Origin of the sequence: Streptococcus sp. CSL10205-OR2 (assembly GCF_025660655.1) — a bacterium.
Taxonomy (GTDB): Bacteria; Bacillota; Bacilli; order Lactobacillales; family Streptococcaceae; genus Streptococcus.
Map to the genome: position 1 here is coordinate 23,188 of NZ_JAOTIN010000008.1, position 24,274 is coordinate 47,461.

Genomic DNA, 24,274 nt, shown 5'->3' on the forward strand with positions numbered 1-24,274 from the left:
TTTCTATTTTAATTTCATTTTTAATGTTTGTAATTGACGACGAATACTTGTATCAATAACCTTATTATTCGCTGAAATAATAAAGCCACCAATTAAATCTTCATCGATTTCTTCGATTAAACGACGAGGCGTTAAATCAAACTTTTGAGCAACAATTGCTAAAAGACGCTCTCTTTGAGTTTCTGTTAAAGAAACAGCAGAGGTTACTTTGATATCAAAGGTGTTGGTTTGACGTGATAGCTGTTCTAGGACTGTTTCAAAAATCGGGACAAGTAGAGCCATTCTGTCATTTTGAATGACAACTTCAAGAAAGTTGTTTAAATACTCAGATTGAGATTCCTGAAATAGTCTGACTAACTTTATCTTATCAGAAACAGAAATACTAAGATCTGCAAAATACTTTTCTAAATGATTTTCATGGCAAATCGTTAATATATCTGAAATGTCTTCTTCAATCACGTCAATAACATTTTTTTCAATCGCTACCTCAACAAGACTTTTAGCATATTGCTCAATGAGACGATAAGTTCTTTTGTCCATTAAGCTTCTCCTAATTTATCAAGATAATCATCCACTAATTGAGTTTTAGATGATGCATCAAGTTGTTCGTTGAGAATCTTTTCAGCTAACAAAATGGTTAAGTGACTGACTTCTCCTTTGATACTTGACAAAGCTTCTTCTTTTTCTCTTGCAATATCTTGTTGAGCCTTATCTTTTATTGAATCAGCTGTTTCTTTTGCTTCAGTGATAATCTTGTTGCCTTGTTCATGACTAATTTCTTTAGCATTATCAATGATTTTATTGGCTTCACTCTTAGCTTCATTTAAAGCAACTTCACGCTTGTTGGCTAATTTTTCTGCTCTCACTTTAGCGTGCTCAGCACTATCGATATCATTAGAAATTCTTTTTTCACGTTCTTCAAAGATGGCAAGGAGTTTTCCCCAAGCAAACTTTTTGATAAGGACTAATAAAATCAGAAAACTACCTGTCACAATGATAAAGTTTCCAATTAAAATATTAAGTCCTACTGTTGATAAAATATACATAATCTACTTTCCTTTCTTACTAACTATTTACTTTTTTTCCGAGATAAATAGAAGTAAGTAGTATAAAGACATAAGCCTGCAAACATGAAATGAAGGCCGAAAAACCTACCCATACAATATTCATCCCTAAAGCAAATGGGGCAAGAAAAATACTTTGATTAGCCATTTGCAACAGTAATGACAGTAAAATCTCTCCCGAGAAAATATTACCATAAAGACGTAGTGATAACGACACAATGTTGGTGACTTCTTCAAGTAAGTTCATTGGTGTCATAGCTATTGGTGTAATGAAACCTTTAATGTAATGCTTAATCCCTCTTATCTTTATCGCCTGATATTGAATAACAATTGACATTAAAATAGACAAGGCAAAGTCAAAAGCCATGTTAGAGGTGGGCGATCCCCACCAGTTAAAACCATCTGGGGTTTGAATTTTTGTCATTAAGCCTAAATTATTGGCAAACAGCAAAAAAGTAAACACCACAAAGAAAAATGGTGTGAATTGTTTTCCAAGTTTCTCACCAAGTTCTCCTTTAATAACACCAAAAACAAAATCATAAACATACTCAAGAACATTTTGTTTTCCTTTAGGTTTTAGGGTCATGTTACGACTAGCCCAAAACACTAAAGCAAAGACAAGAACAACAATTAAAGCAGACATGATAAGTATGGTCAAATCAAAAGCAACTGGCCCTATATGTACTATCGGCATTTCTGATTCCAACTAAGTCCACCTTCTTTCTACAAATTGCATAGTCATCTATTATTTAAGGAATAATGACATCCCTAAAGTAACAAAGAATGTTCCTTCAATAAAGCCAATACCAAGGAAAATGATAGGTCTTAATTTATCAAATAATTCTGGTTGACGTGAAACAGCCTTCATAAAGTTTGAAACCAAGTAACCTTCTGCAAGACTTACTCCAAAACAGGCTATTCCTAAAGCTAAAATACCTAATGTCATTTGTAAATACTCCTTATGTTTAAAAATTTTTTACCAATCTAGTGTAGTCCTATTTTTTAAGTTTGTCAAATATAACTTTAAAAGAATAGTTAAAAAAACAAAGGTTTTTTGCCGTTTCAAAAAAGATGTGACAAAAACCTTTATTTTACTATTTTTTAATTTGCCACAATTCTTCAGCGTATTGTGAGATGGTATCATCTGATGAGAATTTATGTGACTTAGCGATATTCATCAATCTCATTTGAGACCAAACTTTCTTGTCACGATATAAGTGGTCAATTTTTTCTTGTGCTTCAACATAACTCATGAAATCTTCTAGCAAGAAATACTCATCATTGTGAGTAATCAGTGATTCAAAAATTTCCATTCCTTCACTAACAACATCTGAAATAGAACCATCAACAAAAGTATCAACCACACGCTTAATAACTGGTTGATTTTCATAAATACCACGAGAATAATAATCGTGTTTTCGATAGTGATCGTAGACGTCGTCTTTAGTCATCCCAAAAATAACAATGTTATCATCGCCCACTTCATCTTTGATTTCGATGTTAGCACCATCTAAAGTTGCTAGAGTCACTGAACCTGTCATCATAAATTTCATATTTGATGTTCCTGATGCTTCTTTTGATGCTAACGAAATTTGTTCAGAAACATCTGCAGCTGGAATAATTAACTCCGCTAAACTAACGTTATAGTTTTCTAAGAAAACAACTTTTAATTTATCCTTTAAGTCAACATCATTATTGACAAGATTTGCCACTTCATTGATTAACTTGATAACAGACTTAGCAAAATGGTAGCCCGGAGCAGCTTTTGCTCCAAAAATAAAGACTCTTGGCACCATATCTTTATCAGGATTATCTTTTAAATCCCAATAAAGTTTAATAATGTGCATCAAATTGAGAAGTTGACGTTTATAAGCATGAAGTCTTTTGACTTGCACATCAAAAATGGCTTGCGTCGAAACTGTAATTCCTGTTGTTTCATAGATATAAGTCGCTAGTCGTTCTTTGGCTTTTTGTTTCACACAGTAAAAATCATTTAAAACAGTATCGTCATTAATATGATGTTTTAATTCTTCAAGCTGATGAATATCTTTACGCCAGTCACAGCCAATGACTTTGTCAATTTGTTCAGATAATTCTGGTGCGGCAATTTGTGTCCAACGTCTTTGAACAATACCATTTGTTTTATTGTTAAATTTTTCTGGATAAATGGCATAAAAATCACTAAGTGTATCTTCTTTCAGTAGTTTTGTGTGGAGTTTTGCCACTCCATTTACAGAATAACCCCCAATGATAGCTAAGTGAGCCATATGGATTTGTCCATCTTTTACAATTCTTGTTTTTTCAATAATATTTGGATCCACCCCATCAGTAGCCATTTTGACAACATAACGATTATCAATTTCTAGGATGATTTGATAAACCCTTGGTAAAAGCTTTTTAAAGAGTCCTTCATCCCATTTTTCTAGAGCCTCAGATAAAATCGTATGGTTGGTGTAACTCATGGTTTTAATGGTAGTCTCCCAAGCTTCTTGCCATTCTAAACCATACTCATCAATGAGTAGACGCATAAATTCAGCCGGCGCTACTGCTGGGTGAGTATCATTGATATGGACAGATACTTTTTCATGAATTTTCTCAAGTGGTCTTCCTTGTTTTAAATAATACTTAATAATCGTTTGAAGACCAGCACTCGTCATAAAGTATTCTTGTGTGAGTCGTAATTCTTTTCCTTCATAACTAGTGTCATCTGGATATAAAACAGCTGTGATATCTTGTACTTTGCGACGAGCTTCTAAGGTTGGGTAATGCAATTCGTATTCCTCTGGAATTTCAACATCCCAGAGTCTTAAATTATTGACAATATCATTTTGGTAACCTAATTGAGGGACATCATAAGGAACAGCTCTAAGGATTTGAGAATTTTCATAAATGGGAATGAGTTTTCCGTCTTCATTCATCTCAAGATGAACATTACCATATAATTTAACATCAACAATATCGTGATCTTTACGGACTTCCCAAACATTTCCGACTGAACCAAACCAAGCATCTGGTAATTCTACTTGGTGACCATTAACAATTTTTTGCTTGAATAATCCATACTGATAGCGAAGACCATTACCAAAACCTGGGTAACCAGTCGTTGCTAGTGAGTCCATAAAGGCTGCTGCCAAGCGTCCTAATCCACCATTACCAAGAGCCATATCATGCTCAGCATTTTTGACAGCTTCAAAATCAATCCCCAAATCTGAGAAACCATCTTTTACCAAATCAAGAATTCCTAAATTAAGGAGATTGGTTTCAAGCATCCGTCCTGGTAAAAATTCAATAGAAAAATAGAAGGCAATCTTTTCTTGATCGTCTGAGAGTCTTTTGTTTCTTTCTAGCCACTTGGGAGTATAGTATTTTCTAATCACCTTAGCCAAAGAAGTGAAAAGCTCTGTAGGAGTTGCTACGGGAATTTTAATCAGATGTTCTTCATGTAGGGCATCCTTAAAATCCCTGATAAATTGTTCTTTTGTTAGTGACATGATAGTCCTTTCTTTGCTTTTATTAAAGCTTTCGGTATAGCTCATCATAGGCTTTACTAGCTGTTTCCCAAGAAAAATCTTGTTTCATAGCACTTTTTTGAAGATGACTAAACTCTTCTTTATTATTATAATACAGCTCAATAGCTCCTTCAACTGCTTTTGTTAACCAGTAACCTGAAAAGTGATTAAAGGAAAAGCCTGTACCAGTCTTATCATAAGCATTGTATGGTATAACAGTATCTTTTAGACCACCAACTTCATGAACAATTGGAAGCGTTCCATATCTCATCGCCATCATTTGAGAGAGACCACAAGGTTCAAAGGCACTAGGCATTAAAAAGAGATCGCTTCCAGCATAAATTTTTTGGGCAAATTCTAAATCAAAGGTGATATTAGCAGAAAGTTTATCTGGGTATTTTGAAGCAAACCAGCTAAAAGCATTCTCAAAACCATTATAACCTGTTCCTAAAAGCACGATTTGAAGATCATACTGGAGAATGTTGTGGAGTTCTCTAACCACCAAATCAAATCCTTTTTGATCAGTTAAACGAGACACAATACCAATAAGTGGCACATCTTCTCGAACAGGTAAACCAGCATGTTCTTGGAGGTCTTTTTTGTTAAGAGCTTTATTTGCCATGTTTTCATTTGAAAAATTAGCAATTAAATGAGTATCTGTTTCTGGATTAAAGAGATCGGTATCAATACCATTGACAATTCCTGTTAACTTATTGGCTTCCATACGCATGACTGTTTCTAAACCCTTACCAAAGGCAGAGGTCATGATTTCTTCAGCATAAGTTGGTGAAACTGTCGTCACCGAATTGGCATAAAGGACTCCTGCTTTCATCCAGTTTAAACAATCATTCCATCTTAATGTGCCATCTTCATATCTTTCTAGACCAACACCAAATAAATCCCAAAGCATCCCTGGCTCAAACTGTCCTTGAAATTCAATATTGTGAATGGTGAAAACTGTTTTAATATCATTGTAGGCTTCAATCCATTGGTATTTTTCTTTTAGAAGATAAGGAATCATGGCAGTGTGATAATCGTGGACATGAAGAATGTCTGGAATAAAATCAATTTTTTCCATTAGCTCAATAGCGGCCAGTTGGAAAAAGGCAAATCTTTCGCCATCATCCCATTCTCCATAAACTGTCCCTCTAAAGAAATAATCACGATTATCAAGAAAATAGAAGGTGACATTATTTTGAATCAATTTTTTGACACCAACATACTGATGACGCCAACCAACATTGGTGAAATAATATAAAACATCTTCAACCTGATCAGCAAAGTGATAATCAACAGAATCATAATAAGGTAAGACAACACTAACATCATGACCTTTTTTAACCAAAGACTTTGGGAGCGCTCCAATCACATCACCCAAACCTCCTGTTTTGACAAAGGGGCTAGCTTCTGCAGCAACAAACATAATCTTCATTTGATAATATCTCCATCTACTTTTTGACCTTTAGCAATGACTAGAGGCTCTTCTTTTGTTCCTTTAATGGTCACACCTTTTGGGATAGTATTGCCTTTATCAATAATAGCATACTCAACAACTGCACCTTCTTCAATCGTCACTTTAGGAAAAATGATAGCATTTGTTATTTTAGCATCCTCTTTAATATAACAATTTCTTGAAATAATAGAATGCTCAACATGCCCTTTAATGATACTTCCTGAGGCAAATTGTGAATTGAGAACTGTTGATTTTTTATCAAAGAAGGTTGCCTCTTCGTTTTTAATTTTGGTATAAACTTTCTGATTACTATAAAGAAGAGAGTAAAATTTTTGTGAGTCTAACATATCCATGTTAGCTTCAAAATATGATTTCACAGAATTAATATTGGATAAATAACCTGTATATTCAAAAGCAAGAGCTTTTTCTGTAACAATCAAATCTCTGAGTAAATATCTTATTTTGCGAAGTTTGCCAGTTTTTAATTCTTCTTCCATTTTTTCAATAAGCCAAGGCGTATTAACCACATAGATATCTGCTGACATAGAAACTAATTCACTATCAGCTTTTTCTTTTTTGCCAATGACATTATCTAATTCATCAATTTCTAAAATGTCATTAACGGGGGATACCATTTTTTGAGGTAATTTTTTATAAACTACCGTTATCTGACGTTTATTGACATTATGCAAATGAATGACTTGTTCAAGATTGATATTACACAAGATATCACAAGTCATATAAATCGTTTGATCACTCCCTGAACGTTTTAAATAAGTCAAAATTTGATTGTAATAATCTTCGTCAGTATACTCATCGGTACTTTGAGTGTTATAGAATCCAAGGAAATAATGGCTAAGAAGTGTGCTTAATCCCCATTCACGACCACTTCTAATATGGTCAAAGACAGATCTAATATTTTGACCTCTAAAGATACCGTAGACACTCCTAATACCTGCATTTGCTAAACTTGATAGTTGAAAATCAATCAAACGGTATTTCCCATCAAATGGCAAGTTTGCCAAGGGACGGTTTGCTGTTAATTCAGCCATGTCATGATAGCCGACTGCATTTCCTAATATAGCAGAATATTTATCAATCTTCATTTGGAACCCCCACTTTTTCATTATAGCCAACAACTTGTACTTCATTTGTCCCATCTATGACAACATTATCACTAATGATGGCACCCTCACCAATGATTGCTCTCACAATTATAGTATTTTTCCCAATTTTGGCACCACTCATGATAAAACTATCTTTAATAAAGGCATTTTCTTTAACTTGAACATTTGTTGACAAGATTGAATTTTCAACATGACCAGCAACAAAGCAACCATCAACGACTAAGGAATCTTTAACACGCGCTTTATCCGTTATAAAATTAGGCGGTGCAATATGACTTTTAGAATAAATTTTCCAATTTCTATCACGGCTATTGAGTTGATTATCAATTGCAATATATTCCATATTAGCTTCCCATAGTGATTCTATAGTCCCAACATCTTTCCAATAGCCATTAAAATTGTGGGTATAAACACGCTCGCCAGATTCCAAATAAGCTGGAATAACATGGTGACCAAAATCTGACATATCAACATTATTTTTTTCTGCATTAATCAGCATTTCGCGAAGTCGTGGCCAATCAAAAATATAAATCCCCATTGATGCTTTTGTAGACTTAGGATGTTCAGGCTTTTCTTCAAATTCGACAATGCGATTATTAGAGTCGGTGTTCATGATACCAAAACGATGGGCCTCTTTTAAAGGCACATCAATAACAGCTACTGTTAAACTGGCTAAATTATCTTTATGGGTTTGAAGCATAGCATCATAATCCATCTTATAAATGTGGTCACCAGATAAAATCAAGACATAGTCTGGATTGATACTATCAATATAGTCAATATTTTGATAAATAGCATGGCTAGTTCCTTGGAACCAACGATTACCTTCTGTTGCCGAATAAGGTTGTAAAATAGTAGCTCCTGAATCAATGCCATCCAGTCCCCAAGATGAACCATTACCAATATGGCTATTTAGAGCTAATGGTTGGTATTGTGTGATAACACCAACATTATGGATACCTGAGTTGGCACAATTTGAGAGAGCAAAATCAATAATGCGATATCTTCCTCCAAATTGAACAGCGGGTTTTGCGATGGTTTGAGTTAATTTTCCTAAACGAGTTCCTTGCCCACCAGCAAGTATTAAGGCCAACATTTCATTTTTCATCTATTTCTTCCTTTCACTTATTATTTATAGGCGTCTTTTAATCTTCCAAATACTAGCACCAAGTGCTGGAAGCGTAAAACTGATGGTATGATCATAGTGTTTCCATAATTTTCTTTGTGATTTTGTATCTGGATTTGTTGTTTGCCAAACACCTCCAAACGCTTCTAATTCCGTGTTGAAAACTTCTGCATAAATGCCTGAAATAGGGACACCAATAGTAAAATATTTTCTTTCAACAGGTGTCATGTTAAAGACACAAACTAGTAAGTCACCCTTACTGTTTTTTCTGATAAATGATAAGACAGTCTCTGAGCTATTATCTGCATCTATAATGTCTAATCCATCATAACTATCATCAACTTGCCATAAGACTTTATTGTCCTTGTAGAATTGATTGAGAAAACGCGTAAAATCTTGCATTTTTTTATTTAAAGGATCTTCTAAATTTGACCATTCTAGCTGTTCATTGTATTTCCATTCTAGAAATTGACCAAATTCACTACCCATAAAAAGTAATTTCTTTCCAGGATGACAAATTTGATAGGTATAGAGATTTCTAAGACCAGAGAACTGATGGTAGCGATCGCCCCACATCTTATGCATCATACTTTTTTTACCATGAACTACTTCATCATGAGAAAATGGAAGGATAAAATTCTCACTAAAAACGTACATGAAACTAAAAGTAACGAGATTAAATTCAAACTGACGATAAATGGGATCTTTTTCATAAAATCTTAGAATATCGTTCATCCAGCCCATATTCCACTTATAATCAAAGCCTAAGCCACCTTCTGAGATGGGAAGCGTTATTGGGGTAAAAGCTGTTGATTCCTCCGCTATCATCATCACATCCGGATGATAGTGTTTAACAACGTTATTTAGTTTTTGTAAAAAAGCATAGCCTTCTAGATTTCGGTTACCACCATCTTTATTAGGTGACCAAGGCCCTTCGTCATAATCGAGATAAAGCATATTGCTCACAGCATCAACACGAATGCCATCAACATGGTAGTGCTCTATCCAAAACAAAGCACTTGAAATCAGAAAGGACTGCACTTGATTTTTCCCTAAATCAAAATTAAGGGCACCCCAACGATAATTATGTGCCCTGTCATAATCATGGTATTCGTAGGTTGGTGTACCATCAAAATAAGCAAGAGCATCATCATTGACGATGAAATGCCCTGGAACCCAGTCAAGAATGACACCGATATTGTTAAGATGACACGCTTCAACAAAATCTTGAAATTCTTCGGGAGTGCCGTAGGTTTGTTCAAATGCAAAGTAACCCATTAATTGATAGCCCCAGCTCATATCTAAAGGATGAGACATCAAAGGAAGAAACTCAACATGTGTATAGTTCATCTCAACAAGATAAGGGATTAACTCTTTTTTAAGTTTAGAAAAACCGTTAGGTTTACCAGTGTCATCTTTTTTCCATGATCCAGCATGAACTTCATAAATATTGATTGGGCGGTTCTTAAAACCAAATCTTTTTCGCCGTCCTAACCAAAGACCATCTTTCCATTTTTTATTAGAGAGTGTTTTAACAATAGCACCTGTGGCTGGTCTTTTTTCCATTTGGAAAGCATAAGGATCTGTTTTCTCAACAATTTCACCACCTTGTCTTGTCACAAGATACTTGTAAATATGACCTTCTTTTGCTTGTGTGGTATGAATTTCCCAAATACCTGACTCATTTTTTTGCATGGCAAGAGGATTATCATGCCAGTTAGTAAAGTCTCCAATAAGAGCTACTCTTTCAGCGTTAGGTGCCCACACACGAAAAACATAACCATCTTCATTGTGTCGTGATTCAGGATGAACACCAAGCAATTCTTGCGAGTGGAAATTCTCTCCTTTTCCAAAAAACCAGATACTATCTTTTTTTGTCATATTTTCTTCCCTCTAATATAATCATGAAATTCTCCATGTTTTAAATCCTTTTTAAAACAAAAATAACCTGATAAATATCAGGTTAATCGGTGATATCAAAGACCGTAGCTGTTAAATTATCAACCCTGTTTTTAGGGTTTTGATAACGCTTACTATTTGATATCATTATATCATATTTATTATACTTTGTCATATCAATTTGCAAATCATTTCCACTGAGATTGAAAACAATTTTATAATTTTTTTCATCCTTGACAATAAAACTAATCACACCAGATTGGTAGTTGGCTTCTTCCACAAAAACATGTTCACGTATTTCTTTAAAACTTGAATAGCTAAAATGATTAGTTTTTGTTTTCAGTTCAATCAAAGCTTTAACAAATTCAACGGTTGGTTTATAAAGAGTCACGTTTTGCCAATTGACTTGATTAACATTATCAGGGGCATTGTAAGAGTTCATCGCTCGTTCTTTATCTTCAAAAGTAAGAGTGTTATTTTCACCAGTAGGAACAAGCTTTGTTCTTAGGAATTCTTGCCCCAATTGCATAAAACTCATGCCTTGCATCAAAAGATTCATTGCAGTCGCTAATTCAACACGTTTGATATGTGTGTTTTGATCATCTTCTGGATGAAGTTCAAGAAGTAGGTCATTTAAGTTGTAGTTATCATGAGCTTCAACATAATTTAAAACTTGCTGTGGTGCTAGGTATTGAACAAGCTCATCACTTCCTAATATACTTTTAGCCACAATATCCTCAGTTGGCTCTCCAGAAACAAATCCTTTTTTAATATGACCATAAACTTCAGCACCTTTGATGGCATTTCTTTGATCATCGTTGAAAAATCCAATACCAGGCATTTGAGCTGCATTTTGTTTTCTTGCCTTGTGTTCTGGTAAAAGACCAACTCCCATGTCCCAACCCTCACCATACATCATGATTCTTGGATCGATGTCATTGAGTCTATTTCTGATATGATTCATTGTTGCTATATCATGTAATCCCATCAAATCAAAGCGAAAACCATCAATATTATATTCCTTTACCCAGTAAAGAATGGAGTCTACCATATATTTTCGAAACATTTCTTTTTCACTGGCTGTTTCATTACCACAACCAGAGCCATTTTGAAAAGTCCCATTGGTATTCATTCGATAGTAATAATCAGGGACAGCCATTTGGAGGGCTGAATCTTTTGAAGAATAAGTATGGTTATAAACCACATCCATAATAACAGCAATACCTGCATCATGATAAGCTTGAATGAGTTCTTTCAACTCCAAAATACGACTCACTGGATTATGAGGATTTGACGAAAAACTAGCCTCAGGCACATTATAATTTTCAGGATCGTAACCCCAATTATAAGCATATTCGCCATCAGAATCAAATTGTTGATGATGGTCAAAAATAGGCTGAAGCTGAATATGTGTAACCCCTAAGTTTTTTATATAATCAAAGGTTGTCATATCACCATAGCTATTTTTTGTTCCCTCTTCAAAAGCACCACGAAACTTTCCTCTATTTTCATAGCGAACACCTGACGTTGGTGATTTGGAAAAATCGCGAATATGCATTTCATAGATAACGGCTTTATTAGGATTATCAAGTCGCCAAGTTGCTTCATTAAGATGCTTAACAGTAAAATTTTCTGGTGTTCTTACTTCTTTTGAGACAACCACTGAACGTCTACCGTTAGCTGTTGTTGCAATCGAATAAGGGTCTCTCGTTTCTTTAAAAGTTCTTTTGCGATAGTAGATGCGGTAACGATAAGCTTGAAAATTTAAATCACCTGCAACTGTTAAAAACCAGACACCATGTGAGTTTTCTTTGTGGTTATCATGGTTCTCTACTTTTCCACGCGCCATTGAAATTACTTTTGAGACACTTGCCTTATTATCAGAAGTGGCATAAAGGATTAACTCCACCTTTTCAGCGGTTGGTGCCCACAAGCGAAATTTTGTTTCTTCTTTTGTGTAATGAAAACCTAACCAACCATCAAAGCCCCATTTCTTGTCAAAAGAAAAACTATTAACTGCCATATCAAAGCTACGTGGTGAGCGTCTACCATAAAAATGACTGGCAACAGCGGCTTGTCTAGAATAATAAACCGTATCATCGCCATCAACAATCCAGACTTCTGTTTTTTTCTCACCAAAGTTTCGATTAATTTGATAATCAGGTGTTTTTTGACTCCAGCCATGGCTTTTAAATAAAAGATAAGCTTGTGGCACAAATGCTGGTGCTTGGTAATTCAAATGCGCCACAGCTCCAAAACTATCAAAGCGCAAAAAATTAACTTCTTTTCCTAGTTCATTTTCACTCCATTGCCAAATATTTCGATCATAGTAATTACCACATTTGCTGTGATAATGAACAATCACTATATTATCTGTATTAGTCATTTTCTCCTTTATCCTTATCCATTAGTTGATTTAAATCATCAACCTCATGTGCAAATTTTTGAGCAATTGCTTCTAATACCAATTCATCTTGATCAAATCTAATTGCTTCATCATCCAAGTCATCAATATTGGTATAAAAAGTGATATGATTTTTTAAATTTTTTAATTTAAGAGGGGCATCTCCACCATATTCTCCATCTAAATTAATCATGACTTTTTGATTGGTTTGTGGTTCGATAATCATTTGACTAGTTTTAATGTACTCAATGTGTTTATGGTCAATGTGTTTTCCGCCCATTAACATTAAACGTAGAAGGTGAACAATTTCAAAAAGATTGGCAGTTTTTACTAAAATTAATGTAAAATTCCCATCATCTAATTTAGCATCGGGAGCAATTTGTTCAAAACCACCAACTGAATTAGTTAGAGCAGCAAAAATCATCGAGACATTTCCTTCAAAAATACCATGATCATGAAAAACTTTAACTGGAATATCGCTAAGTCTTGGTAAGAGTTCAACTCCTTTTGCTAGATAAGCCAGATAACCAAACATGGTCTTTAATTGACTGGGAACACTATAAGTTAATTCTGTTAAACTACCTGCCGCAGCTATATTAATAAAATAAGTATCACCAAATGCCTTACCGATATCCATGTTTAATGTACGATTTTTACCAATTAATTCTGCTGCTTTCAAAGGATTTCCCCTCGGAATTCTCAAAGCCCTAGCAAAATCATTAGTTGTTCCTGTTGGAATGATGGCCATTTTTGGTCTTTTATCAAGCGGTGCTATCCCATTAACAACTTCGTTAATCGTTCCATCACCACCTGCAGCAACTATCAAATCAAATCCAGAAATAGCTGCTCTCTTTGCTTCTTTTTTAGCAGAATTAGGTTCTGGTGTCGTTTGAAAGGCACTTGTTTCATAACCAAAACCTTCTAAAATAGTTAAAATATCTGCCACATTTTTTTTGATAATCTCTTGACCTGAAATGGGATTATAGATCAGACGTGCTCTTTTTTGTTTTTTCATAATAACCTCATTTATAGTGATTGTAACCAAGACTCATCCTTAATAGAAATTCCTAAAGCTTGCGCCTTGGTTAACTTACTCCCTGCATCTTCACCTGCTAAAACAATATCTGTTTTTTTAGAAACACTACCTGTGACATTGGCTCCCAATAGGATAAGTTTTTCTTTGGCTTCATTTCTAGTCATGTGTTGTAATTTTCCAGTTAAAACAACTGTTTTTCCAGAAAGGGTTTGTTCTAGATTGTTTGAAGAAGAGTAGACAGTATTGACTTGATATGTCTTTAATTCCTCTAACAGAGTTTGACTGCCTGATGTATCAAAAAATGTTTTCACTGAGATAGCAATAGTTTCACCAAGACCATCAATACTTGCAATAGCATCCACACTTGCTTTAGCTAAATCGTCTAAACTGTTAAATTTTTCCAGTAATAATCGACTGGCCTTGCTTCCTACATGACGAATGCCTAAACCAAACAACAATTTATCAGCAGCATTCCTTTTAGAGGCTTTGATGGCATCATATAGTTTTTGTGCTGATTTTTCTTTAATGCCTTCAAGTGTCATCAACTGCTCAACAGATAAGCGGTAAATATCTAACACGTCAGTGACTAGATTGGCTTGGAATAATTTTTCAACAATAGATGGTCCTAAGCCTTTGATATTCATGGCATCACGACTGGCAAAATGTTCAAGCCTTGCCTTCAATTGACTTTGACACATTGGATTGATACAACGAAGGGCTACTTCTTCATCAAAATGAATCAAAGCACTTGAACAAGACGGACATTGGCTAGGAATTGGCATTTTTTCTTCTTGTTGACGTTTGTCAAGAACAACTCTCAAAACGGCAGGAATGATGTCTCCTGCCTTATAAACTATAACCGTATCACCAATTCTAATATCTTTTTCAGCGATATAATCGACATTGTGAAGTGTGGCTCGACTGACTGTTGTTCCTGCTAGCTGAACAGGGGTTAGATTAGCAGTCGGTGTGACCACACCTGTTCTACCAACAGTCCAGTCAACAGAGAGAATTTTGGCTTCTTTTTCTTCAGCTGGGAATTTATAAGCAATCGCCCAGCGAGGAGCTTTCACAGTATAACCAAGTGCTTCTTGAATATCTAATTCATTGACCTTAATCACAATACCATCAATATCATAGGGTAAATCATTTCTTTTACCAGCAATCTCACTAATAAAATTCCAAATAGTTGTCATTGAAGAACTCTTGAGATATTTTTTGTTAACTGAAAAACCTAACTGTGATAAATGAGATAAGATTTCTTCTTGACTTCCTTTTGTGGAAGGACCAGCTTCTTGATATAAAAAAGTGGCTAATTTTCTTTTTGCTACAACACTGGTATCTAATTGACGAAGTGTTCCTGCTGCTGCATTTCTTGGATTGGCAAATTCTTGCAAACCACTTTCTTGACGTTCTTGGTTAATCTGATTAAAAGAAGCTTTTGGTAAATAAGCTTCCCCACGCACTGTCACACTTTCTTTACTTGCAATCGTTAAAGGGATATCTTTAATACGTTTTAAATTCTCGGTGATGTTTTCGCCAATCTGACCATCTCCTCTTGTTGCTCCAACTTCTAAGACACCATTGGTGTAGGTAAGAGAAATCGATAAGCCATCAATCTTTAATTCAGCAACATAGCTTGCTTTTGGAAATTTTTCTTTAATCCGCTCATCAAAAGCGTCTAATTCTTCACGCGAAAAAGCATCCTGTAAAGAAAATAAAGGATAGCGATGTTCGTATTTTTCAAAAGCCTCTAATAAGACCCCACCGACTCTATGGGTAGGGCTATCTGGTAAAACGAATTCCGGATGTTTCTTTTCTAGGTCAACTAACTGACGATAAAGCTTATCATACTCGGCATCAGAAACACTTGGTGAGTCATTAGTATAGTATTCTTTTGCATAGTGATTTAGTTGCTCAACTAATTGTTTCATTTGATTTTTCATAATATTATTTTATCATATTCAGATTAAAAACGCTCTCGGTGAGAGCGTTTATTTGGTAAAGTCAATAGTTTTAGATATTTTTTCAATAATAACAGCGCCAACTAGTAAAGACAATAATTCTCCAACACCAGTTGTGAACCATGTGAGCCAAAATGGTGCCCCAAATAAATAGTGAAGCTCCAAAGCAATAGTTATCATACTAGTTGCAAAAAAGACAGAAAAATAAAGAAAACCCTTCGATATTATGCCATTTAGCAAGTAGTCATTTTGATATTTTTTAAATAGTTTGATGCCAAGTGTGACAAAGATTAAGGTTGATAAACCACCTACAAAGACATCTATCACACCAAAACTGTATAGATTTGAAATCATACAACCAATCGTTACTGCGATAATGTATTTTTTATTGTAGAAGCCTAGAAAGTTTAGCATTTCTGAAACTCTAAACTGATAAGCGCCAAAACTAATAGCATTTAGAGGTGGTAAAATGGTTAGAACAATGTAAATAGCAGCGACTACTGAAATGTGTAGGTAATCTTTAGTTGTTAATGATTTCATTTTTTCTCCTTTAGTGGCTAAACCACGTGTAATATGCTTGGTGAAAGGGAAATAAGCACCAAGGGTTGATAAACAACTTCACCATTGTAACATGTTTATTAGGAAAAATAAAGACAATGACAAATGATTTTTTGATAACTCTTTCTTTTCTTTTTAAATATAAGACTAAAACGATATTTAATTTTCTAATCTTTTGGTAAAATAATAGTATGATATCACAACTAGTTACTTTTATAAAAAAACTCTGGGCAACAGAGCTAATCAAATATCTCTTTTTTGGCGTCCTAACAACACTTGTTTATTTTGTCAGTCGAACCCTTTTATTTCTACAAATAAATCAAGCTCTTATCTCAGCCGTCATAGCCAACATTATCGCTATTTTATTTGCTTTTTTTGTTAATGATCGCTATGTTTTTTTGCAAGTACAAAAAGGACGATTGAAACGCTTAATCCAATTCTTTTTTGCTAGAATTTCAACACTAGTATTGGATGGCTTTTTAGCCTTACTTTTTGTTGATAACTATCCCAATCTCATCGGACAATTTGTTAAGAATGACTTGAAAATGGTTAATCTGATTGAGACCATTTTTTCACAAGTTGCTATTTTAGTATTAAACTACCTTTTAAGTAAATTTTTCATTTTTAAAGACAAAAAAAACTAAACTACTTTTGGTTTAGTTTTTTAGAAACCCTCGTCAAAGAATTTTGACTTGGAAATGTAATGTTTATCATATTTTTCGGCTAAAGTTTTAATCAATTGTTCTAATTCTTTTTGATAATAAAAAGCATTTTCAATGTAGGTTTTGTAGGATGTCTTTTCAGTCACTGTCGCTTCCTTTTTAAAATAGCCCCACATATGTTGATAAGCAGTTGTTAGCGTCTCTTTCGTTGGTGCTATTTTTTTTGCTTCATCAAGATAAGTCAAAAAAGACTTTTCTTTTTCAGTTGACCAGTCATTACCTTTAAACAAGAGACGTATCTGATTATAGTGATATTGAGAATGTCCCATTACCCAATATTTGTGATAGGCCCACTCTTTTTGAGCTTTTTTTAAATGATAGCTTGTCATTAATACTCCTCTCATTTATGAAGAATTATAGCCAGCCATTTTCACGCGCTATTTGGACAGCTTGGGTGCGGTTATTGGCAGATAATTTGTTGAAAATACACGTCAAATAATTTCTGACAGTACCATTTGAAAGAAATAAGGATTGAGCAATTTCCTCGTTCGAGCAGCCCTTAGCGACTAATTCTAAAATAGCTATTTCTCTTTGACTTAGGGGATTTGAGGTAAAAGCCATACCTTCCACTAATTCTGGAGAGTATTCTTTTTTTCCGGCTAAAACCGTATAAATCGTTACCATTAATTCACTAGCAGAGCGGTCTTTTAAAACGAAGGCATCAACCTGAGCTTCTAATGCTCTTTTAAAGTAGCCTGTTCGTTTAAAAGTTGTCAGAATAATCACTTTTAAATCAATATGACTTCTCACCCACTCTAAAACATCAAGTCCTGTTTTATAAGGCATTTCTATATCTAAAATAGCGACGTCTACACTTTCTTTTGATAAGATATCAATGGCTTCTTGACCATTTGAAGCTTGCAAAATAAGATCGACATCATCTTCCATTAATAGTAATTGGCAAAGGGCATCTCTTAACATGGCTTGGTCTTCTGCAACTAATAATTTCATGATTTGATTCCTTCTTTAAGAGCAATTTGAATGCGTGTAGGCTGGCGTAATGAAACAATATCAAGACTACCGTTAACTAATTTTAAACGGTCTTTAACAGAAGCTAATTCGTTACCTTTCAAGCTTGAAAAGCCAACACCATCATCTTCAACAACTAAGATAATGCTATCTTTTCTATACAAATGGATACAGCTAGACTTTGCTTTACTGTGTTTAATGATATTGTTTGCCAATTCTCTTATAAGCATTGTTAGAGTTGATTGGATAACAGGTGATAAATTGTCTAGGTTAATTTGATTGTCAATAGTTAACTTGATATTGGCTAACTCAAAGAGATTTTCAATCGTTTCAAGTTCCTCTATAACTGTTCTAAATTTGAGATTATTGATAATGCTTCTCACCTCACTCATTGACTCTTTACTCATTTGGTGAAGTTCTTTTAGTTCTTTTTCAACAAGCACCGTCTCACCTTTTTCTAATTGTTTGAGTGCTAATTCAGATTTAATGGTCATCATGGCAAAGACATGACCCAAAGTGTCATGCAAATCACGCCCAATACGATTTCGTTCATTTTCAGCCATCAAGACATTAATATAAGCATTTTTTTGTTCAATCACTGCCTTTTGCTTTTCTTCATTTTGAATTCTTAAACTAATAAAGTAAAAACTGAGAATAAAGAGACTAACAAAAATGGTGAATATAGTTTCATCAGACGTGCTACCAAACAGTAATTGATAGATTACTAAAAAACCAATGGCTAGTATAAAACTAATCGGACGATAGTGTTTGATAGGATCTCGAAAACGATAAATCAATAAATTACTTGAATAGAAAAAATACCAAATGATGCCAATGTTAAAAGCATAACACATAAAAACGGTATAACCTAGCATGTAAAACCAAGTCAAAACATGATATCTTTCTGAGCCTTTAATAACTAGATATAGGTAGGATAAAACAAATAATATCATTAAACCCAAGTGCCAAATTGGCAAGTAGCCACTAACAATTGCAATGATTGGATAAATAAGAAAAATCAAAGAAACATAATAGAACAAATGATAACTATTTTTGATAGAATTCAATTAATTAACCTCAACTTTTTTCTTAACAAAGATACTAATAACTATTATTACTATAGCATAAAAAAGTAAAATGATAAGAGATTCCGTTGAAAAATTCTTTTCGAAATAGCTAATCAGCAAATTGTTATAGTGATATGTTGGTGTAAACTTAGCAATAGTTTGTAACCAGCTTGGGAAAGTTTCTACTGGCATCCATAAGCCACCCAAAATAGCTAATCCCATGTATAAGATATTACCTAAAACACTTAGAGTTTCTGATGATTTGATAAAACTCAACAAAATACCTAAAGGCATAAAGCAAATGGCACCAAAAAATAATAATAAGCCTGAATTTAACCAATCATTAATTGGCATTGAGACATCTTGCACAAAACGCCCACTAAGAAAAACGAAAATAATAGCAAGTAAAAAGCTGACAAGAATCCGTATGATTTTGGCCAAAAAATATTGCCAGATGGAAACTGGAGAGTGACTCAAATGTTTGACGTAGTGACTATTACGATCTTCTTGAATCGAAAAAGGGAAGGTAAAAAGAGCAAAGCTAATGCTTGAAAAAGCTGTCATAGACATCATGTATTGTCGAATGACCAAAGGTTGAATGTCTTTTGGTAATTCTCCCATCCAAATTGATGAGAAGATGAGAAAGAAAGCTATGGGCATGCCAATGCCTAAAATAAAACTAGAAATCGTTCTTTTTGCTTGCAAATATTCTTTTTTTAAAAGTGCCTTAAATATGGTCATGATAAGCATCCTTTCTACTATCAAAAATGCTGTCTAGTAAGGTTCTATTAGTCATTTCAATATCTTCAATCGGACAATTAGTCTCTTCTAGTAATTGCCAAATGACAGATGGTTTTTTAGTCATAAATGAAATGGTATCCGTTTTGATCAACAATTCACTAATAATGGTCTGATCAATGCTATCAAGATATTTTTTAGGAAGAACAAAGTGCTTGCTTTTTTCTTCGCTTCTTAACAAATAAGGTGTTGTGTCTTTAAGTAATTTGCCTTCATGCAAAACCAAGATGCGATCTGCTGTGTGTTCTACTTCTTCAATATAATGAGAAGAGTAAATAATTGTTTTTCCTGAAGTTTTTAAGTGATTGATAATTTCCCAAAAACGTTTTCTAGTTGATGTGTCCATTGCGGTAGTTGGTTCATCAAGAAAAATAATATCAGGTTGACCAATCAAGGTTAAGACAAAATCTAAGAGTCGTCTTTGTCCACCAGATAGTTTATTTGCAAACTGCTGTTTTTGTTTTGGTTTAAAAGCCAGTAAATCGTCTATTTCTTTTTCGTTTAAAGGGTTAGGATAGAGAGCTCTTTGAAAATCAATTAATTCTTGAACGGTCATCTTATCTTGGATAAGATTGTCTTGAAATAAGATGCCAACTCTCTTTTTAAGACGATGATCACTTGGTGAGTAACCTAAAACGTCTATGTCCCCTGCACTTGCTTTATAGTCCCCTAAAAGACAAGTCATTAAAACTGTTTTTCCAGCACCATTTGGGCCAATTAAAGCTAGACAATCACCTTCAAATATCTCGAAAGAAAGATCATTTAAAACGACTTTTTCCTTGAATTGTTTTTTCAGATGATTAACGGTTAATACAGGTTTTTTATTCATAATTATCATCCTTTCTATAAGTCTATCTTATCAATTGATAATGATTTTAATAAGTTCTAAAAAGCATGACTTGATATGACATTTGTCATAAAAAAAAGACTCCTTAGAGTCATTTTTTATTTTTTGAAAAATGTGATTGAATGAAAGAGAGAATGGTTCCTCGTCTTGCCTCAAAGGTTTTGACCTGCTGTTTTTGATAAATAGCATTGATAATGCCACCAATAATAAGAATTTTGGAAAAAAAGATGAACCAAAACATGATAGCAAAAAGAGCCACTGAACCTAAAATCCGAAGATTTTCCATGTTTTGAATAGTATTTCCAATATAATTTCCAATGAGATTAGTAAAAAATACAAAAACAAGACTGGTAAAGACTGTTCCTGGAATCACGTAGCGAATTTTTTGAATTCTGACATTAGGCAAAATATAATATAAAAAAGCTAAAGTAATAAAAGACAAAAGTCCTGTTATTGGTTGGATTAAACTATCTAACAGTTGGTATAAATTTTGACCAAATTGTAGTTGTTGGTATAACAATGCCAATAAACTACTGCCAAAAGTCGAAATAATGATCGCCATAATTAAAAAGATAATTAAAACAAGGCTAGAAAATATACCAACAAGTCGGCTAACAATAAAATCACGATGGTCTTGCATATCATAAGCTTTGTTCATGGCTTTTTGAAGAAAGACTAAACTTTTTGAAATCGTCCAAAAAGCAGCTAATAAGGATAACCAAACAAGACCTGATGAAGGTCGCTCAAAAATACTTTTTATGATGGTTGCAACACTATCATACAACTGTGTTGGCAAATAATCCTTTAAAAATTCTAATAACGATGAGGTATCAATATTAAAATAAGGAAAAATATTAGCCAATAAAACAAGAAATGGAAAAACTGTTAACATCATATAATAGGCAACAGCAATACTTGATAAATCCATATCTGAATTTTTATAATGGACTAAAAATGATTGAATAATCTCATTATTTTGCCATTTGCTGATTAATTTTTTCACTTTTTCTCCCATTTGCTTAGTAGGTTCTCTCTTCTCCTTGACTAGTTAAAATACGTGGACCATCCTTAGTGATGACAAATTGGTGCTCATATTGACAAGAAAGACCTCCATCAATCGTTTTATGGGCCCAACCGGTTTTGAGATCTGTATCAATTTCCCAAGTACCAGTATTAATCATAGGTTCAACTGTTAGAACCATCCCTTCTTTGAGACGAAGCCCACGACCAGCAACACCATAATTAGGAACCATAGGTTCTTCATGCATAGTTGGTCCAACGCCATGACCCACCAAATCTCTCACAACACCATAACCAAAGCTTTCAGCATATTCTTGAACAGCTGCACCAATATCACCGATACGGTTGCCGATAACAGCTTTTTCAATGCCTCGATACATAGCTTCTTTAGTCACTGCCATCAGTTGTTCAACTTCTTTTGAAACCTTACCAACTGCATAACCCCAACAAGAATCAGCCAAACCACCACGATAAGAATCGGTGTGTTTTTTCATTTCAGAAACATTATCAAAATCTAACTTAGACACATCAAGAACAGCTTTATCAAGTGGTTCACTCAGTACCATATCAACATTTAATAAGTCACCTTCTTTTAAGATATAGTGTCTTGGGAAGGAATGGGCTACTTCATCATTTAAAGCACAACAAGTGGCATAAGGATAGTCCATGACTTGACCATCAACACCAATTTGAAGTGGAAGAACGTTACTTTCTTTGCAACGTCTTCTCACATATTCTTCTACTTCCCACATATCAACACCTGGTTTAATAATATCTCTTAAACCAATGTGAATACTGGCTAAAAAGTCACCAGCACGATCCATAGCATCTATTTCTCTTTGTGATTTTAATGTAATCATTCTTTGTTTTTCTCTTTTCTAAATCATTTTTGTACTAACAATAGCTTTGGCAACACTCCGATTTTGTAGTTGAACTTCAAAATCTAGAACACTACCACGACGACCTTCTGTAATAATTCTTGGAACAATTTTTAATTTGTCTTCCACTTGAACAGCTTGAAGAAAATAAATCATTATTTGTTCAATGATAATATTCCTACTTTTTCTTTCTTTTAGGATTCGTAGTGTAATCTCTTTAATGATCTCGACTAACACACCATGTGATAAATTGCCTGTTACATCTATCATGACAGGTTCAACCATGAAACTAAAAAAATTACCATCTTTTTTTAGGTTGGAAAGTATTTGTTCACTATAAGTGTAGAGTTGACCTTGTTTGTCATCTTGAATACTCTCCATTACCTTTCGTCTCGTCACAACCCCAAGTAAGCTCCTATCATCTGAGACAACTGGTAACATATCATAATCTTCAAATATCATTTGCTGACTGATATGTGCCAAACTGACATTAGGTTTTGTAAGTACCGGATTTTTAGTCATGACTTTTTCAACACCAATACTGCCTTTTTTACCAGTGATGTCACGCATGCTAACAACTCCTACAACCAATCCTTTATCATCAATGACTGGAAAACGTAGATAATTGTGCTTTTTGACTAAATTAATGTAGTCTTTGATAGTGTCACTCAGTTTCAAAAAACCATAATCACTCTTGAAGTGATAGATTTGATCAACTGTTTTTACATCTGTCTTGATGCGAGCATTGGCTAGAGCTTTATTAATCATCGTTGCAACACTAAAGGTATCAAAAGGCGTTACCATAACTGGGATGCCCAACTGATTTGAGGTGTCAATAACCTCTTCAGCAACAGGAAAACCTCCCGTAACCAAAATAGCATTGTTGTTTTCAAGCGCTAATAATTGGATATCCTTACGATCACCAACAATTAGTAGGCCCCCTTTAACCAGATATTTTGTAATATTTTCCCGCGTCATTGCCCCAATAGAAAACTTGCTAAATTCGTGACCCAAGCCAGAATGACCAGCTAGGATTTCAGAATCACTGATTCTTGCAATTTCAGCATAGGTTAATTTATTTAGTAGTTGGTTGGGCTTAGAGCCAATTCTAACAGTGCCGCTTCTTGGTTTAGTTTCTACCAAACCTCTATTTTCAGCTTCTTTAATAGCCCGATAAGCGGTTCCGTCACTGACTTTTAACCGGTTAGAGATACTTCTAACACTAACTTTTTTTCCAACTGGCAAATTCTCTAAATACTTTAAAATGTCTAGATGTTTACTCATAATAATAACCACTTTTTCTTAATGCAAAAAGGAGATACTCTCTAGTTTGATGTGTATAGCGATCACTTCCTCGATACTGTTTGACCTTTTTAAAGCCAGCTTTTTGAGCGACTTTTTGACTAGCCGTGTTTTCTAAGTGTGTTATAATCACTAAACGTTTGAAGCGAAGATCATTAATCGCAAGAGCGACAATAGATTTTAAGGCGTTTGTTGCATATCCTTGTGACCAAAAGTCTTTATGAATAAAATAAGAAATTTCAACCTCTTTATTATAAAAATCAATTTTTTCAAAACGAATAGCACCAATTAAAGTTTGACTCTTTTTTTCTTCAATTGCCCAGTTGCCAAGAGGAGCTTTCATAAAGGAGTGAACCATTAGATAATCGCTTTCCTCTTTCGTTTTAATACTAGGTGAATCAAAAGAGAGATTACCACTAACTCTAGCAATAGCAAAAAATGCCTGACTATCACTAAAACGAAAAGGTCTAAGCAGTAATTGACTAGTGTCAATATAAGAATATCGTCCCAAATTTGTCCAAATATCCATAA

General features: G+C 34.2%; 23 protein-coding genes and 1 riboswitch. Of the genes, 1 reads left to right on the forward strand and 22 read right to left on the reverse strand.

Features of this window, described 5'->3' with window-relative positions:
* Positions 1-3 precede the first annotated feature (3 nt).
* The 13 genes from N7659_RS05030 to N7659_RS05090 all read right to left on the reverse strand — a co-directional run bounded on the left by N7659_RS05030 (position 4) and on the right by N7659_RS05090 (position 16,122).
* On the reverse strand, positions 4-540 hold the full coding sequence (locus tag N7659_RS05030; RefSeq protein WP_263276121.1) for a F0F1 ATP synthase subunit delta: 537 nt from the start codon (positions 538-540) through the stop codon (positions 4-6).
* On the reverse strand, positions 540-1,046 hold the full coding sequence (atpF, locus tag N7659_RS05035; RefSeq protein WP_263276122.1) for a F0F1 ATP synthase subunit B: 507 nt from the start codon (positions 1,044-1,046) through the stop codon (positions 540-542). The genes N7659_RS05030 and atpF overlap by 1 nt, the downstream gene beginning before the upstream one ends.
* 19 nt (positions 1,047-1,065) lie before the next feature.
* Complete coding sequence (atpB, locus tag N7659_RS05040) at positions 1,066-1,758, reverse strand: F0F1 ATP synthase subunit A (protein ID WP_263276123.1); 693 nt, start codon at positions 1,756-1,758, stop codon at positions 1,066-1,068.
* Between the two features lie 51 nt (positions 1,759-1,809).
* Positions 1,810-2,010: a F0F1 ATP synthase subunit C gene (locus N7659_RS05045; protein ID WP_018370083.1), complete on the reverse strand. Its 201-nt coding sequence runs from the start codon at positions 2,008-2,010 to the stop codon at positions 1,810-1,812.
* 148 nt (positions 2,011-2,158) lie between these two features.
* Positions 2,159-4,555, reverse strand: a complete 2,397-nt coding sequence (locus N7659_RS05050; RefSeq protein ID WP_263276124.1) for a glycogen/starch/alpha-glucan phosphorylase — start codon at positions 4,553-4,555, stop codon at positions 2,159-2,161.
* Positions 4,556-4,577: 22 nt separating this feature from the next.
* Entirely contained in the window at positions 4,578-6,005 is a 1,428-nt protein-coding gene (glgA, locus tag N7659_RS05055; RefSeq protein ID WP_263276125.1) for a glycogen synthase GlgA, read from the reverse strand.
* Positions 6,002-7,132 (reverse strand): glucose-1-phosphate adenylyltransferase subunit GlgD, encoded by a 1,131-nt coding sequence (gene glgD, locus N7659_RS05060; protein WP_263276126.1) that lies wholly within the window; start codon positions 7,130-7,132, stop codon positions 6,002-6,004. Before glgD ends, glgA begins: the two co-directional genes overlap by 4 nt.
* A complete protein-coding gene (locus N7659_RS05065; protein WP_263276127.1) occupies positions 7,122-8,261 on the reverse strand; it encodes a glucose-1-phosphate adenylyltransferase in 1,140 nt (379 codons plus the stop codon). Before N7659_RS05065 ends, glgD begins: the two co-directional genes overlap by 11 nt.
* A 24-nt stretch (positions 8,262-8,285) precedes the next feature.
* Positions 8,286-10,160 carry a 1,4-alpha-glucan branching protein GlgB gene (gene glgB / locus N7659_RS05070; protein ID WP_263276128.1) on the reverse strand — a complete coding sequence of 625 codons (1,875 nt, stop codon included), beginning with the start codon at positions 10,158-10,160 and terminating at the stop codon, positions 8,286-8,288.
* An 82-nt stretch (positions 10,161-10,242) separates the two neighbouring features.
* Complete coding sequence (gene pulA / locus N7659_RS05075) at positions 10,243-12,564, reverse strand: type I pullulanase (protein ID WP_263276129.1); 2,322 nt, start codon at positions 12,562-12,564, stop codon at positions 10,243-10,245.
* Entirely contained in the window at positions 12,557-13,597 is a 1,041-nt protein-coding gene (locus tag N7659_RS05080) for a diacylglycerol kinase family lipid kinase (RefSeq protein ID WP_263276130.1), read from the reverse strand. Before N7659_RS05080 ends, pulA begins: the two co-directional genes overlap by 8 nt.
* Positions 13,598-13,608: 11 nt before the next feature.
* Entirely contained in the window at positions 13,609-15,564 is a 1,956-nt protein-coding gene (gene ligA / locus N7659_RS05085) for an NAD-dependent DNA ligase LigA (RefSeq protein ID WP_263276131.1), read from the reverse strand.
* A 48-nt stretch (positions 15,565-15,612) separates the two neighbouring features.
* Positions 15,613-16,122: a QueT transporter family protein gene (locus N7659_RS05090; RefSeq protein ID WP_263276132.1), complete on the reverse strand. Its 510-nt coding sequence runs from the start codon at positions 16,120-16,122 to the stop codon at positions 15,613-15,615.
* Positions 16,120-16,216: riboswitch (PreQ1 riboswitch) on the reverse strand. (Overlaps the previous gene by 3 nt.)
* A gap of 115 nt (positions 16,217-16,331) precedes the next feature.
* On the opposite strand from N7659_RS05090, the gene N7659_RS05095 reads away from it, so the two are divergent.
* The gene (locus tag N7659_RS05095; protein ID WP_263276133.1) at positions 16,332-16,784 is read left to right on the forward strand and encodes a GtrA family protein; all 453 of its coding nucleotides are present in this window, start codon (positions 16,332-16,334) and stop codon (positions 16,782-16,784) included.
* A 20-nt stretch (positions 16,785-16,804) separates the two neighbouring features.
* Here N7659_RS05095 and N7659_RS05100 read toward each other — a convergent pair whose 3' ends face one another.
* From N7659_RS05100 to N7659_RS05140, 9 genes are all read right to left on the reverse strand, one after another.
* Complete coding sequence (locus N7659_RS05100) at positions 16,805-17,191, reverse strand: YbgA family protein (RefSeq protein ID WP_263276134.1); 387 nt, start codon at positions 17,189-17,191, stop codon at positions 16,805-16,807.
* A gap of 25 nt (positions 17,192-17,216) precedes the next feature.
* Positions 17,217-17,813 (reverse strand): response regulator transcription factor, encoded by a 597-nt coding sequence (locus N7659_RS05105; protein ID WP_263276135.1) that lies wholly within the window; start codon positions 17,811-17,813, stop codon positions 17,217-17,219.
* Positions 17,810-18,898: a sensor histidine kinase gene (locus tag N7659_RS05110; RefSeq protein ID WP_263276136.1), complete on the reverse strand. Its 1,089-nt coding sequence runs from the start codon at positions 18,896-18,898 to the stop codon at positions 17,810-17,812. The genes N7659_RS05105 and N7659_RS05110 overlap by 4 nt, the downstream gene beginning before the upstream one ends.
* Entirely contained in the window at positions 18,899-19,639 is a 741-nt protein-coding gene (locus N7659_RS05115) for an ABC transporter permease (protein ID WP_263276137.1), read from the reverse strand.
* Positions 19,626-20,525 carry an ABC transporter ATP-binding protein gene (locus N7659_RS05120; protein ID WP_263276138.1) on the reverse strand — a complete coding sequence of 300 codons (900 nt, stop codon included), beginning with the start codon at positions 20,523-20,525 and terminating at the stop codon, positions 19,626-19,628. The genes N7659_RS05115 and N7659_RS05120 overlap by 14 nt, the downstream gene beginning before the upstream one ends.
* 109 nt (positions 20,526-20,634) lie before the next feature.
* Complete coding sequence (locus N7659_RS05125) at positions 20,635-21,546, reverse strand: YihY/virulence factor BrkB family protein (protein ID WP_263276139.1); 912 nt, start codon at positions 21,544-21,546, stop codon at positions 20,635-20,637.
* Between the two features lie 16 nt (positions 21,547-21,562).
* On the reverse strand, positions 21,563-22,423 hold the full coding sequence (locus N7659_RS05130) for a methionyl aminopeptidase (protein ID WP_263276140.1): 861 nt from the start codon (positions 22,421-22,423) through the stop codon (positions 21,563-21,565).
* Positions 22,424-22,441: 18 nt separating this feature from the next.
* A complete protein-coding gene (spxR, locus tag N7659_RS05135; protein WP_263276141.1) occupies positions 22,442-23,725 on the reverse strand; it encodes a CBS-HotDog domain-containing transcription factor SpxR in 1,284 nt (427 codons plus the stop codon).
* Entirely contained in the window at positions 23,718-24,272 is a 555-nt protein-coding gene (locus N7659_RS05140; RefSeq protein ID WP_263276142.1) for a GNAT family N-acetyltransferase, read from the reverse strand. The genes spxR and N7659_RS05140 overlap by 8 nt, the downstream gene beginning before the upstream one ends.
* Between the last annotated feature and the right edge of the window lie 2 nt (positions 24,273-24,274).